Raw genomic sequence first — 12,863 nt, forward strand, 5'->3', positions numbered from 1 at the left:
CGGGCCCGGGCGCGGGCGGGGTACGCTCGCCCGCACCTGGTGCCGAAGGAAGTGGTGGTGATCGTGACCCGGCCGCGTGTGGGTGTCGCCGTGCTGACCATGGGCGACCGGACGCCGGAGTTGCGGGCCCTGCTGGCCTCGGTGGCCGAGCAGGACGTGGGCGCCACCCGGGTGGTGGTCGTCGGCAACGGCACGCCGTTGCCGGGCCTGCCCGAAGGGGTGACCGGGGTGGAGCTGGCGGGCAACCTGGGGGTTGCCGGCGGCCGGAACGTCGCCTGGCGCCGTCTGCGGGAGTTCGGGGACGTCGACGTCCTGGTGGACCTGGACGACGACGGGCTGCTGATCGAGGCGGACGTGTTCCGGCGGATCGCCGACCTGTACGAGGCGGACGCGCGGCTGGGCATCGTCTCCTTCCGGATCGCCGACGGGACCGGCGCCACCCAGCGCCGTCACGTGCCCCGCCTGCGCGCCGGCGACCCGATGCGGCGGGGCCCGGTGACGACGTTCCTGGGCGGCGGCCACGCCCTGTCGATGCCGATGCTGGAGGAGACCGGCGGCTGGCCGGACGCCTTCTTCTTCACCCACGAGGAGACCGACCTGGCCTGGCGGGCCATCGACCGGGGCTGGGACGTCCTGTACGAGCCCCGGCTGGTCCTCCAGCACCCGAAGACGTCCCCCGCCCGGCACGCGGTCTACTACCGGATGACGGCCCGCAACCGCGTCTGGCTGGCGAAGCGGCATCTGCCCGCCGTTCTGGTGCCGGTCTACCTCGCCTCCTGGGCGGCGTACACGCTGGTGCAGCGCCCGCCGCTGGCAGGGCTTAAGTCCTGGTGGGCCGGGTTCTTCGAGGGGGTGCGGGTCGCGTGTCCGCCGCGGCGGCCGATGCGGTGGCGGACGGTGTGGCGTATGACGCGACTGGGACGGCCGCCGGTGATCTGACGCTCCCTCCGGCGGAACTGCGGTCCTTCCGGCTCTCCGCGTCAGTCGGCCAGGCGGCCGAAGCGGCCCTTGTGGAAGAGGAGGGGCGCGCCCTCGCCGACCGCGCCCATGGCTTCGACGCGGCCGACCACGATGAGGTGGTCCCCGCCCGTGTGCACGGCGTGGATGCGGCAGTCGATCCAGGCGGGCACGGCGTCGAGCTGCGGTGACCCGGTGACCGGGGCGGGGGTGTGGGCCACCCCGGCGAACTTGTCGGCGCCGCTGACGGCGAAGGCCCGGCACAGCGCGCCCTGTTCGGCGCCGAGGATGTTGACGCAGAAGACCCCGGCGCGGGCGATGCGCGGCCAGGTGGTCGAGGTGCGGGCCACCATGAAGGTGACGAGCGGCGGGTCCAGGGACAGCGAGGCGAAGGACTGGCAGGCGAAGCCGGCCGGGCCTTCCTCGTCCTCGCCGGGCGGTGCGGTGATGATCGTGACCCCGCTGGCGAAGTTCCCGAGCACGGCCCGGAATTCGGCGGGGCTGACGGGCGCGCGCTCGTCCTCGCCGACGGCCCGCAGGTCGGGGCGCGGCAGAACTTCGACGGGCTCCGGCTCCGCGGCGGCGGAGGTGGGGGAGCCGACTGACCTGAGGTATCGGACGACGGTGGCCGCCATCCCTGCGTGTCCCATCACGCGACCGATTGAAGCTGACGGTTCGTCAGATTGGAAGAGGGGTGTAACGTCCGCATCAATTGAACGTGTTCAAAGAAAACCGGGGGGCCCGTTGTGCGGCACGACGTGCAGGAACAGGGACACGTGAGACGGCTGGGACCGGCGCCGACACCGACATCGCCGCCGGCGCCCAACGCCCCCCAGGGGTGGTGGAGGTCGGCCCCGGGCGCGGAGGTCGTCGCCGCCGGGCAACTGCTGGCCGGCATCGCCCTCTGGATGGCCCTCCCGGACTGGGAGGACGACTACGGCCGCAGCGGCGGCGGGCCGTTCATGGTCGTGGCGCTCCTCCTGGCGGTCGTGCTCACGCCGGTCCTGGTGGCGTTCACCGCCTTCCTGCACGCCCTGACGTTCACCCGCCCGGCCCTCGCACTGGCCCGCAGGACCGGGCACGGCTGGGCCGCACCCGCCTGGGTCGCCGCAGGGTCCGCGGTGCTGGCGCTGGGCCCCTGGTCGCTGGGGGCCTCGTACCCGGTCGCCTGGGCCTGGACCGCGGGCTTCGGGATACTGCCGCTGCGGGTGGCGCTCCGCGCCGGGCGCCGGGGCCGGGCGCCCGGGGCCATCGTCAAGTCGACGGCGCGGTGGACCCTCCTGCTGGCACTGGCCGGCCTGCTGGGGGGAGCCGTCCTGGGCGGGGCGGTGGAGTACCGGCCGCCGAAGCTCCAGCAGGCCGCGTACGTCGGCGAGTGGCACGGCGCGCAGGGCGGCACGGTCCGGCTCCACGGGAACGGCGTGGCCACGGTCGAGTCGCTGGCGCTGGACCAGGGCGCCGGCACCGTGACGCGCTGCACGGCCACCGGCAGCTGGGGGCCCGCCCGCTCCGGGCGGGGCTACCGGGCCGGGATGACGCTGGAGGTGACCGGCTGCGTCGGCTGGGAGGAGCGCTGGGAGCTGTCCGGCACCGCGGCGCACCCGGAGCTGTTCCAGCTCCTCGGGGACCCGGACGACCCGGAACTGCGGATCCTGCGGCGCGCCGACCCGGCCGGCGGGACTGCGCCCACCGGGTGAACCGCCGCGACCGGCGCGAGGGGCGCACGCCCGCCGGGGCGCGGGCGGGTCCCTGGTTCGGCATCGTGGCGGGGGCCGGCGTACCGCCGTACGTACGCCTGACCGAACCCCCAGGAGGCACCTCATGCTCGGCACCGACTTCCGTACCGGCTCACCGAACTGGCTCGACCTCGGGAGCCCCGACGTCGGGGCGGCCGCTGCGTTCTACGGATCCGTCCTCGGATGGCGGTTCGTCTCGGCCGGGCCCGAGGCGGGGGGCTACGGGTTCTTCCAGCTTGACGGGAAGACCGTCGCCGCGATCGGGCCGCTGACCGAGGAGGGCGCGAAGTCGGCGTGGATGGTGCACTTCAACAGCCCCGACATCCAGGCCACCGCCGAGGCCGTGCGCGTCGGTGGCGGGCAGGTGCGGATGGAGCCCATGGACGTCATGGGGGAGGGCTGGCTCGCGCAGTTCACCGACCCGCAGGGCGCGGAGTTCGCGTGCTGGCAGCCGGGCAGGACCGCCGGGCTGGGGCTGGCCTCCGCCGACAACACCCTGGTGTGGGTGGAGCTCCACGTACCGGACCCGGTCGCGGCCATCGCCTTCTACTACGGGCTCTTCGGTTGGCGGCACGAGGAGATGGAGACGCCCGGGATGACGTACCGGGTGCTGAGCATCGCCGACGGCGACAAGCGGCAGAACTCCTTCGGCGGGATCGCGCCGCAGGGTGAGGGCGCGGGTGGCGGATCGGCCCTGGTGCCGCGCTGGGTGCCGTACTTCAACGTGCCCGACGTGGACGCCACCGTCTCGGAGATCGAGGGGCACGGCGGCGCGGTGCTGATGCCCGCGGCGGACGTGCCGGACGTGGGGCGGATCGCCTGGGCCGCGGACCCGGCGGGGGCGGTGTTCGCGCTGCTGAAGCCCCACCCGCGGATGTAGGCATCTGCCCCCTTCCCCGGGCTACCGGCCGTGGTACTTGGGCGTGCGGCGCTCCACGAAGCTCGCCACGCCCTCGTTCGCGTCCGCCGTGGTCATGTTGATCTCCTGGGCGGTGGCCTCGGCGGCCAGCGCCGTCGCCCGGTCGCCGTCCAGGGAAGCGTTGACCAGCTGTTTCGTCATGGCGATGGCCCGGGTCGGACCCTGGGCCAGCCGCTCGGCCCACTCCCGGGCGGCGGCCTCCAGCTCCTGCGCCGGGACCACCTTGTTGACCAGGCCCAGGCGCTGCGCCTCGGCCGCCGGGACGGCGTCGCCGAAGAACATCAGCTCCTTGGCCTTCTGCGGGCCGACGAGCCGCGGCAGCAGGTACGCGCCGCCGCCGTCCGGGACCAGGCCGCGGCGCACGAACACCTCGATGAAGCGGGCCGGTTCGGCGGCGACGACCAGGTCGCAGGCGAGCGCGAGGTGGGCGCCGATGCCCGCGGCGGTGCCGTTGACCGCGGCGATGACGGGCTTCTCGCAGTCGAGCACGGCCGTGATCAGGCGCTGCGCGCCGAGCCGGATCATGCGGGCGACGTCACCGGCCATGCGCTCGCCCGCGGCGGGGGCGCCGCGCAGGTCGGCGCCCGCGCAGAAGCCCTTGCCGGTGGCGGTGACGACCACGGCCCGGACGGCCGGGTCGGCGGAGGCCTCGCCGAGGAGCGCGATGATCCGCTCGCGCTGGTCCCAGGTGACGGCGTTCATGGCCTCGGGGCGGTTGAGGGTGATCCACGAGACGCCGTTGTCCAGGCGGTGGAGGACCTCGTCCTCGGGGGCGGTGGTCGACATGGGCTGAACTCCCGTTCCTGGATGGATGATGTACGCCAACCCGGGCCAACCCGGGCCCGAAACCAAGTCCGAGCCCCCCGGCCCCGCCCCGGGGGCGGGCTCCGCCCCCGGGGCGGGCTCTGCCCCCCGGGTCCTGGGGACAGGCTCCGACCCCGGGGGCTGGGGCTCCGCCCCACCAGGCACCGGCCCGGGACGGGTCAGCGGCAGATGGCCAGTGCGTCCAGCGCCACCGCGCCCTGGCCGCGGGGCAGGACCATCAAGGGGTTGATGTCCAGCTCCGACAGGTCGTCGCCCAGTTCCAGGGCCATCCGCTGGACCCGGAGGATGACCTCGACCAGCGCGTCCACATCGGCCGGGGGAGCGCCCCGGACCCCCTCCAGGAGGGCGTGGCCGCGCAGTTCGGTGAGCATGCGGCGGGCCTGGTCCTCCCCGAACGGCGGCACCCGGACCGCCGCGTCGTGCAGGACCTCCACGAGGACCCCGCCGAGCCCCACGGTCACGGTCGGGCCGAAGAGGTCGTCCTGGGTGACCCCGACGACCATCTCCACACCGCGTTCGATCATCTGGCACACGAGGATCCCGTCCAGGGGGACGTTCTCGTAGCGCGCGATGTCCGTCAACTCCCGGTACGCGTCCCGGATCTGGCTCGCGGACGTCAGGCCGATCTTGACCAGGCCGAGTTCCGTCTTGTGGGCCAGCTGCGGGCCCGACGCCTTCATGACCACCGGGTAGCCGACCAGGCCGGCCGCCCGTACGGCCGCTGCCGCGCTGGTCACGAGCTGCTCGCGGGGGACCCGTATCCCGTACGCGCGCAGGAGCTGCTTCGCCGCGTGCTCGCTGAGCTGCTGGCCGGGGCGCATCAGGGCCTGCGCCTTGCGGAAGGAGGGGGAGGGCGTGCGGGGGGCCTCGTCGAAGGGGGAGCGGTAGGCCGCCGTGAAGCGGTGGTGGCCGAGGTAGGCCCGTACGGCGGTGATGCAGTTGCCGAAGGTACGGAAGGTCGCGACCCGGGAGGAGCCGAGGAGCGTGGTGCGGTACGCCTCCTCCGTGCCGACCGGGGAGCCCCAGATCACGCAGATCAGCTTGTCGGTCTGCTCGGCGGCGTCCACCAGGTCCTGGGCGAGCTTGTCGCTCATCGGCGGGAAGGGGCCGGTGATCGGGCAGATCAGGACGCCGACGGACGGGTCGGCCAGGATCGCGTCGATGATCTTCCGGCCGCGCCAGTCGCCCACGGGGTGGCCGCCGTTGTCGACGGGGTTGGAGACGCCCAGGTACTCCGGGATCCACTGGTGCAGCTCGTCCTGCTTGGCCTGGGAGAGGGTGGGGAGGCTGAGTCCCGCCTCGGTCGCCAGGTCGGAGAAGTGGGCTCCGGTGCCGCCGGAGATGGAGTACACGACGACCCCGTCGGCCTTGGGCCTACGGGCCCGGGCGAGCAGGGCGGCGGTGTCCTGGAGTTCGTCGAGGCCGTCGACGCGGATGACCCCGAACTGCCGCATCGCGGCGTCCACGACGGTGTCGGCGCCGGTCAGCTTCCCGGTGTGGGAGGCGGCCATCCGGGCGCCGGTCTCGGTACGGCCGACCTTGACGGCGACGACGGGGACGCCGTTGCGCGCGGCCCGGTCGGCGGCGAGGAGGAAGGACCGGCCGTCCTTGAGGCCTTCGACGTAGCAGGCGATGGCCCCGACCTCGGGCTGCTCGGCGAAGTACGAGATGAAGTCGGAGGTTTCGAGGTCGGCCTCGTTGCCGGTCGGCGCCCAGTGGGACAGCCGGATGCCCAGCTCCTGGAGGGTGTAGACGGGCCGGCCCTGGTGCCCGGACTGGGTGATCAGCGCGATGGCGGGGCCGTCGAGGTCCTCGCGGAAGCTCTCGAAGGCGTTGAGGTTGGTGTTGGGCCCGAGCAGGCGCAGGCCGGAGCGTTGGACGGCGGCCGAGAGGCGCGCCTGGGCGAGCGCGCCCGCGTCGCCGGTCTCGGCGAAGCCGGAGGCGAAGGCGACCGCGAACTTGACCTTGGCCTCGGCCAGTTCCTCGATCACGGGGAGCGGGTCCGCCACCAGGAGGACGGCGAGGTCGACCTGTTCGGGCAGGTCCGCGACCGAGGCGTGGCACGCCAGCCCGAACACGGTGGTACGGGTGGGGTGCACCGGGTGGAGCCGGGCGCCGACGCGGTCCGCCCAGGCGATGAGCTGGCGGGTGATGCCGGTGTTCGGTCTGCCCTCGGCGTCCGAGGCGCCGATGACGGCCACGGACTCGGGCCGGAAGAACCGGTCCAGGTCGGGCGCATCGGCGTGCAGGGGCCGACCGCTGACGTCCAGCGCGACCGTGTCCTCGGCGGACGGCGCCGCCGTGGAGTGGACGGCCGTCCTGGGGGTCTCCCCGCAGGCCTCGACACGTGCGCGGAAGTCGGTGGTGAGGGTGCCGTGAGTAGATCCAAGCATCGTTCCGCCCGCTCCTGCTCGATGAACCTCGATGGAACCTCAATAACTGACGTGTAGTCAGATTACTGAACTGACGTGCCGTCAGGAACAGGCCTGCGCAGGAAAGCTGGTGGAGGTGATGTGTTGAACGGTGACAGACCCCCTCGGGCCGGTACAGGGCGGTATTCGGCCGAGGTCAGCGGGCTTGGTTCCGGGGGGTCCTTGCGATGTGCCTGGAGATCTTCTCCGCGTCCAGGGCCATCTCGCGGAACATCCCGCTGATCGGGTTGCTGAACCCGGTGAAGTACAGGTCAGGGGCGTGCGCCGAGGTCTGGTCGCCCTGCGCGAGGGGGCGGCCGCGCTCGTCCAGCACCTTGAGGTCGCCGACCAGGCCCTCCAGCGCGCGGCGGTAGCCGGTGGCGGCGATCACCGCGTCCGGGGCGATCCGCGAGCCGTCCGCGAGCACCACCTCGGCGCCGTCGAAGGAGTCGACCGCCGCGACCGGTTCGACCCGGCCCGAGCGGACCGCGTCGATCAGGCCGACGTCCTGCACCGGGATCGCGCCCTCCTTGACCCTGCTGTACAGGCCGGTCGAGGGGCGCGGGAGCCCGTACGCCGACAGGTCCGGCACCGAGGCCTTGGCGACGAGCGCGCCCAGCCGGTCCACGAGCCGCACGGGCAGTCGGCGTACCAGGATCCCGGTGCGCTGCGCCGGCCAGCCGGCGGTGGAACGCCGCACGATGTGCGGGGCCGTGCGCACCGCGAGCCGCACCCGGGCCGCGCCGCCCTCGACCAGGTCGACGGCTATCTCGGCGCCGGTGTTGCCGATGCCCACGACGAGCACGTCCTGGCCCCGGTACGGCTCGGGATTGCGGTACGCGGAGGCGTGCAGCAGCGGCTTGGCGTACGAGTCCCGGCCCGGCCAGTCGGGGAGGGCGGGCGTGTGGTTGAACCCCGTCGCCACGACCACCGCCCCGGCGGCCAGCACCCGCCCGCCGGTCGCGTGCAGCGTCCAGCCGTCGCCGTCGGCGGCGCGCTCGATGCGGGTCACCTCAACCCCGGTGACGAGCTCCAGCTCGTGGAACTCGGCGTACTTCTCCAGGTACCGCACGACGTTGTCGCGCGAGACCCACCGCCCGAACCGGCGCGGCATGGGCAGGCCGGGGAGGGCGGAGAGGCGGCGCGTGGTGTGCAGGTGGAGCCGGTCGTAGTGGCGCCGCCAGGAGGCACCCACCGAGTCGGCCTTCTCCACGACCACGGCGCGCACCCCGCGGGCGCGCAGCGAGGCGGCGACGGCGAGGCCGCCGGGCCCGGCGCCGATCACGTACACGGGGCGGGGCTGGGTGGTCATGTCGGGTGCTGTGGGGACTCCGGGCATGAGGTGTGAGCGTATCGCCACGCAGCGTTGATGGGTCTCGGACAAGGAGGGAATCGATTGCGGATCGATCACGGCCGGGGGGCCGGGCCCTTGCGGGCGGGGGCCGGATCCGGTGAACTGACGGAACGTCAGATGTGGATGCTGGTGGAGATGGGGCTGTCTCGATGAGTACGGGAACGGGCACGGGCACGGGTACGGGCGCTGGGACGCGCACGAGCACGAGCACGAGTGCGGGTGCGGGCGGGGGCGGGGGCGCGGGTGGGGCGCGCTTCGACCTGCCGGAGATCGACGACTTCACCCGCCCCTACTGGGACGCGGCCGCCGAGGGCCGGCTCCTGCTGCGCCGCTGCGGGGAGTGCGGGCTGGCGCACCACTACCCGCGGGAGTTCTGCCCGTCCTGCTGGGCGGGGGAGGACCGGGTGGCGTGGGAGGCGGCGAGTGGTCGCGCGACGCTCTACACGTGGTCGGTGATCCACCGCAACGACCTCCCGCCGTTCGGGACCCGGGTTCCGTATGCGGCCGCCGTGGTCGACCTGGCGGAGGGGCCGCGGATGATGACCGAGGTCGTCGACTGCCCGGAGTCGGAACTCCGGATCGGGATGGACCTGGAGGTCACCTTCCGCGAGGCGGCACCCGGGGTGCGGGTGGCCGTCTTCCGCCCGGCGGGCGGAAGCTAGGGCCAGAGCAGCTCGCGGGTCCAGGTGGACTGCGCGGTACGGGTGTAGCGCAGGCGGGTGTGCCGGCGGGCGGCGTCGCCCTGGAAGAACTCCACCTCGGCGGCGTCCAGTACGTACCGGGTCCAGGTCGGCGCCGGGGCGTCCGGCTCCGCGCCGGCCCGTTCCCACGCCGCGGCCGAGGCCCGTACCAGCTCCTCGGGGGAGTCCAGCACCTCGCTCTGGCGGCCCGTGAGCGCCGCGGCGAGCGCACCCCGCGAGCGGACCGCCAGGTCCGCCCGGCTCTCCTCGGGCCCGCAGGCGGCGACCCGGCCCCGGATGCGGATCTGCCGGGCCACGGTCGGCCAGTAGAACCCGAGTGCCGCGTCGGGGTGCCCGGCCAGCTGCCGGCCCTTGGCGCTGGTGGAGTGCGAGGCGAAGTGCCAGCCGCGCTCGTCGGCGTCGTGCAGCATCAGCGTGCGCACGTCGGGCCGCCCCTGGGCGTCCACCGTGGCCAGGCTCATGGTGTGCGGCTCCAACTGCCCGGCCCCGGCGGCGTGCGTGAACCACTCGCGGAACAGCGGCAGCGGCTCAGGGGGCGCACCGGCGGTGTCGAAGCCGGGCAGCTCGGTGTCCCACACGCGCAGCGAGTGCAGGGTGCGGCGGAAGGCATCGGGGGTGGGGTCGCTGGTGGTCATGCGGCCATGGAACACCAGGGTCGGGGGTGGGTCGTGCGGGGTGCTCTTGGCCGGTGGCGTTGACGGGTTTGGGGGTTTCCCGTCAGTCCCATCGTCTTTCCGTGTCGGTCCGCCCTGTCAAGGGCGCTCCCTGCGGTCGCGTCGCTGCGCGATGGCCTTCGGCCACCCTTGACAGACCGGCCCGCCCCGGAAAGACAGGACTGTCGGGAAACCCCCAAAAGAACGGGCCGGATGTCCTCCTGACCACCGATCCGGACCTTGTAGCCGGACGGCACTCCGCTGAAGGGGAAACACCCCCGCACCTTCCCCAAACAGCGGCGAGATGATCCTGTCGGGGGGTCAGGCGCCTCAAATCGCTACGCGCTCCTCGCGAATGGCGTCTCCGACCGTCTTGGGTTGGACATAGGCCGCCCAAAATCGCTACGCGCTCCTCGCCGACCGCGTCAGGCGACCGTCTGTGGCCGGTCATAGGCCGCCCACGGCCAGCAGGCCCTCTGACTGACCGCGGCTGGCTCTCGACTGGGGTTGTTGGTGGTTGTGGGGTTGGTGGTGCCCTTTGGGGGCTGTCGGAGGGTGGGAAGTGGTCCAGGTGGAGCGTGAGGCCGGATCCGTCAACCTCAGACTCCGTCAGAGGCCCATCAGCCTCCCAACGGCCTCCAAATGGCCTCAACACAGCCCGCATGAGCAGCATTTAGGCCTTACCCTCCTGCATTTGGCCCCATAGGGGCCCTCTCAGCCCCAACAACCTGCAGTCGCCGTCTCGGAGGAGCGCGTAGCGATTGTTGGCGGCCTATGTCCAACCCAAGAGGGTCGGAGACGCCATTCGTGCGGAGCGCGTAGCGATTTGGGGCGCCTGACCCCCCGCCGGGATCATCTGGGCGCTGTTTGAGGCAGGTTGGGAGGTGTTTCCCGTCGGCGAAGTGCCGGTCGGCGACAAGGTCCGGATCGGTGGTCAGGAGGAGATCCGGCCCGTTCTTTTGGGGGTTTCCCGACAGTCCTGTCTTTCCGTGGCGGGCCGGTCTGTCAAGGGTGGCCGAAGGCCATCGCGCAGCGACGCGACCGCAGGGAGCGCCCTTGACAGGGCGGACCGACGCGGAGAGACGATGGGACTGACGGGAAACCCCCAAACCCTTCAACGCCCCCGGTCAGGGCCAGTCCCGCCCCCTACCCCCGCCCCAGTACCACCGTGCCCGAGGAGCAGAACCAACCCCCCGTGCCCGAGGCGACCGCGAGCTGGGGGAGGTGGCCGCCGGGTTTGTGGACCTGGCCGGGGCCCGCCTCGCCGCGGAGTTGGCGTACCGCTTCGACCAGCAGGAACAGGCCGCGCATGCCCGGGTGGCAGGCCGACAGGCCGCCGCCGTCGGTGTTGACCGGGAGTTCGCCGTCCCGCAACAGGCGGCCCTTCTCCACGAAGGCTCCGCCTTCGCCCTTCGCGCAGAAGCCGAGGTCTTCCAGGGTCACCAGGGTCATGTACGTGAAGGCGTCGTAGATCTCCGCGAGGTCCACGTCCGCCGGGGTCACGCCCGCCCGTTCGAAGGCGAGGCGGCCGGAGACGGCGGCCGGGGACGCCGTGAAGTCCTCCCACTCCGACATCGTGGTGTGGGAGACGGCGGTCCCGGAGCCCAGGATCCAGATCGGCGCCTTCGCCGTGTCCGGTACGTAGTCCTCCGCCGCCAGCAGTACCGCGCAGCCGCCGTCCGAGCGGATGCAGCAGTGCAGCTTCGTGAAGGGGTCCGCGATCATCTCGCCCGACAGCACCTCGTCCACCGTGATCGGCTCGCGGAACATCGCGTCCGGGTTGGTGGCGGCGTTCGCCCGGGCCTGTACGGCCACCGAGGCGAGCTGCTCCAGGGTCGTCCCGTACTCGTGCATGTGCCGGCGCGCGGCCATGGCGTACTTCGACACCAGCGTGTGCCCGTACGGGACCTCGAACTGCAGCGGTCCCCGCGCCCCGAAGGACAGGTTCGAGGTGCGCCGGCGGGCCTTGATGTCCGCCCGGGCGGTGGATCCGTAGACCAGCAGCACGGCGTTGGCGTGCCCGGCGGCGATGGCGTCCGCGGCGTGCGCGGCCATGACCTCCCAGGTGGAGCCGCCCACCGAGGTGGAGTCGACCCAGGTGGGGCGCAGCCCGAGGTACTCGGCCACCTCGACCGGGGCGAGGACGCCGAGGCCGGCCGAGGCGAAGCCGTCGATGGCCGAGCGGTCGAGTCCGGAGTCGGCCAGGGCGCGGCGGGCGGCCTGTGCGTGCAGGGCGTACGGGGTGGGGCCGTCCACCCGGCCGCAGTCGGAGAGGGCGACGCCGACCACCGCGACCCGGCGGCGCGGCGCGGCGGGTCCGGATGCTGATGCGGGTCCCCGCAGGGGTCCCGGTGTGGGTGCAGGCATGTGCCGACCGTACATCTGACGTAGTGTCAGTTTCCAGTGCCGTTTCCATTACCTCTCGCCCGCACCCGCCCCCGCCCCCCGCGCCCGTACCCGCACCCGATTCCCGCCCCCGCCCCCTGTGCATCTGCCTCGCCCCGCCCTAACATGACGGCCCGTCAGATACGGGGAGGAGCCCGACGATGGATGCCGCCTTCACCGCGGAGCAGGACGAGATGCGCCGCACCCTGCGCGAGATCCTGGGCAAGCGCTGCGGACCGGACGAGGTCAAAGCCGCCGTCCGTACCGCTGCCGGACACGACCGCGAGCTGTGGCAGCAGCTCTCCCGGCAGCTCGGGCTGCCGGGAATCGCCATCGCCGAGGAGTACGGAGGCGTCGGCTGCGCCCCCGCCGACCTGGCCCTGGCCTGTGAGGAGACCGGGCGTGCGCTGCTGCCCTCGCCGCTGCTGGCCACCGCCGCGCTCGGCGTGCCGCTGATCACCGCCCTCGGCACCGAGGCCCAGCGCTCCGCCCTGCTCCCGCCCCTCGCGGCCGGCGCCCTGACGGCGGCCCTCGCCGTTCCCGGCCCGGCGCTGGCCACCGCCCTCGCCCTGACCGGGGACAACGCCCCCGGCGAATGGGCCGGCGGGGGCCGCGCGGGCGGTGTGCAGGCCCGTACCGGCGAGGACGGCGGCTGGCGGCTGTACGGGGAGGCCGCCCAGGTGCTCGACGGGCACAGTGCCTCGCTGCTGCTGGTCGCCGCGCACACGGGCGGGTTCGCGCGCAGCCGCACGCTGCTGTTCCTCGTACGGGAGGACGCGCCCGGCCTCGTACGGTCACGGCAGACGGCCCTGGACGAGACCCGGCCGCAGGCGCGCGTCCAACTGCGCGACACACCCGCAGAGTTGCTGGGCTCCGGCTCCGAGGGCGACGACGTACTCGGCGCCCTCGCCGCCACCGGGCG

11 protein-coding genes (1 of these 11 running past the window's edge) are annotated in these 12,863 nt (G+C 73.3%); 5 read left to right on the forward strand and 6 right to left on the reverse strand.

The features are described from left to right. Positions 1-99 precede the first annotated feature (99 nt). Complete coding sequence (locus ACZ7GJ_RS07805; protein ID WP_470750344.1) at positions 100-939, forward strand: glycosyltransferase family 2 protein; 840 nt, start codon at positions 100-102, stop codon at positions 937-939. 41 nt (positions 940-980) lie between these two features. On the opposite strand, the gene ACZ7GJ_RS07810 is transcribed toward ACZ7GJ_RS07805, so the two are convergent. Beyond that, positions 981-1,607 carry a flavin reductase family protein gene (locus tag ACZ7GJ_RS07810; protein ID WP_470750345.1) on the reverse strand — a complete coding sequence of 209 codons (627 nt, stop codon included), beginning with the start codon at positions 1,605-1,607 and terminating at the stop codon, positions 981-983. Between the two features lie 126 nt (positions 1,608-1,733). On the opposite strand from ACZ7GJ_RS07810, the gene ACZ7GJ_RS07815 reads away from it, so the two are divergent. Further along, positions 1,734-2,654, forward strand: coding sequence for a hypothetical protein (locus ACZ7GJ_RS07815; RefSeq protein ID WP_470750258.1), 921 nt, complete (start codon positions 1,734-1,736; stop codon positions 2,652-2,654). A 124-nt stretch (positions 2,655-2,778) separates the two neighbouring features. Beyond that, positions 2,779-3,573, forward strand: coding sequence for a VOC family protein (locus ACZ7GJ_RS07820; protein WP_470750259.1), 795 nt, complete (start codon positions 2,779-2,781; stop codon positions 3,571-3,573). A gap of 21 nt (positions 3,574-3,594) precedes the next feature. On the opposite strand, the gene ACZ7GJ_RS07825 is transcribed toward ACZ7GJ_RS07820, so the two are convergent. The 3 genes from ACZ7GJ_RS07825 to ACZ7GJ_RS07835 all read right to left on the reverse strand — a co-directional run bounded on the left by ACZ7GJ_RS07825 (position 3,595) and on the right by ACZ7GJ_RS07835 (position 8,160). Further along, positions 3,595-4,398: an enoyl-CoA hydratase/isomerase family protein gene (locus tag ACZ7GJ_RS07825; RefSeq protein WP_470750260.1), complete on the reverse strand. Its 804-nt coding sequence runs from the start codon at positions 4,396-4,398 to the stop codon at positions 3,595-3,597. Positions 4,399-4,595: 197 nt separating this feature from the next. Beyond that, positions 4,596-6,830 carry an acetate--CoA ligase family protein gene (locus tag ACZ7GJ_RS07830; RefSeq protein ID WP_470750261.1) on the reverse strand — a complete coding sequence of 745 codons (2,235 nt, stop codon included), beginning with the start codon at positions 6,828-6,830 and terminating at the stop codon, positions 4,596-4,598. A gap of 175 nt (positions 6,831-7,005) precedes the next feature. Beyond that, positions 7,006-8,160, reverse strand: coding sequence for a flavin-containing monooxygenase (locus ACZ7GJ_RS07835; RefSeq protein WP_470750262.1), 1,155 nt, complete (start codon positions 8,158-8,160; stop codon positions 7,006-7,008). Between the two features lie 191 nt (positions 8,161-8,351). On the opposite strand from ACZ7GJ_RS07835, the gene ACZ7GJ_RS07840 reads away from it, so the two are divergent. Next, on the forward strand, positions 8,352-8,864 hold the full coding sequence (locus ACZ7GJ_RS07840) for a Zn-ribbon domain-containing OB-fold protein (RefSeq protein ID WP_470750263.1): 513 nt from the start codon (positions 8,352-8,354) through the stop codon (positions 8,862-8,864). On the opposite strand, the gene ACZ7GJ_RS07845 is transcribed toward ACZ7GJ_RS07840, so the two are convergent. After that, a complete protein-coding gene (locus ACZ7GJ_RS07845) occupies positions 8,861-9,538 on the reverse strand; it encodes a pyridoxine/pyridoxamine 5'-phosphate oxidase (protein ID WP_470750264.1) in 678 nt (225 codons plus the stop codon). The two genes, ACZ7GJ_RS07840 and ACZ7GJ_RS07845, sit on opposite strands and share 4 nt — an antisense overlap. 1,164 nt (positions 9,539-10,702) lie before the next feature. Continuing rightward, the gene (locus tag ACZ7GJ_RS07850) at positions 10,703-11,923 is read right to left on the reverse strand and encodes a thiolase C-terminal domain-containing protein (protein ID WP_470750265.1); all 1,221 of its coding nucleotides are present in this window, start codon (positions 11,921-11,923) and stop codon (positions 10,703-10,705) included. Between the two features lie 179 nt (positions 11,924-12,102). Between ACZ7GJ_RS07850 and ACZ7GJ_RS07855 the strand changes: the two genes are divergently transcribed. Then, on the forward strand, positions 12,103-12,863 hold the 5' portion of the coding sequence (locus ACZ7GJ_RS07855) for an acyl-CoA dehydrogenase family protein (protein WP_470750266.1). The gene runs 442 nt beyond the window's last position; 761 of the gene's 1,203 nt are visible here — the first part of the coding sequence; its start codon is at positions 12,103-12,105; its stop codon lies beyond the right edge, outside the window.

This window comes from Streptomyces sp. NPDC037242 (genome assembly GCF_055604165.1).

Excerpts from the sequence above, each read along its gene's own strand:
- ACZ7GJ_RS07805 (WP_470750344.1), top strand. The coding sequence starts at position 100 with ATGGGCGACCGGACGCCGGAGTTGCGGGCCCTGCTGGCCTCGGTGGCC.
- ACZ7GJ_RS07810 (WP_470750345.1), bottom strand. The coding sequence starts at position 1,607 with ATGGGACACGCAGGGATGGCGGCCACCGTCGTCCGATACCTCAGGTCA.
- ACZ7GJ_RS07820 (WP_470750259.1), top strand. The coding sequence starts at position 2,779 with ATGCTCGGCACCGACTTCCGTACCGGCTCACCGAACTGGCTCGACCTC.
- ACZ7GJ_RS07825 (WP_470750260.1), bottom strand. The coding sequence starts at position 4,398 with ATGTCGACCACCGCCCCCGAGGACGAGGTCCTCCACCGCCTGGACAAC.
- ACZ7GJ_RS07830 (WP_470750261.1), bottom strand. The coding sequence starts at position 6,830 with ATGCTTGGATCTACTCACGGCACCCTCACCACCGACTTCCGCGCACGT.
- ACZ7GJ_RS07835 (WP_470750262.1), bottom strand. The coding sequence starts at position 8,160 with ATGACCACCCAGCCCCGCCCCGTGTACGTGATCGGCGCCGGGCCCGGC.
- ACZ7GJ_RS07840 (WP_470750263.1), top strand. The coding sequence starts at position 8,352 with ATGAGTACGGGAACGGGCACGGGCACGGGTACGGGCGCTGGGACGCGC.
- ACZ7GJ_RS07845 (WP_470750264.1), bottom strand. The coding sequence starts at position 9,538 with ATGACCACCAGCGACCCCACCCCCGATGCCTTCCGCCGCACCCTGCAC.
- ACZ7GJ_RS07850 (WP_470750265.1), bottom strand. The coding sequence starts at position 11,923 with ATGCCTGCACCCACACCGGGACCCCTGCGGGGACCCGCATCAGCATCC.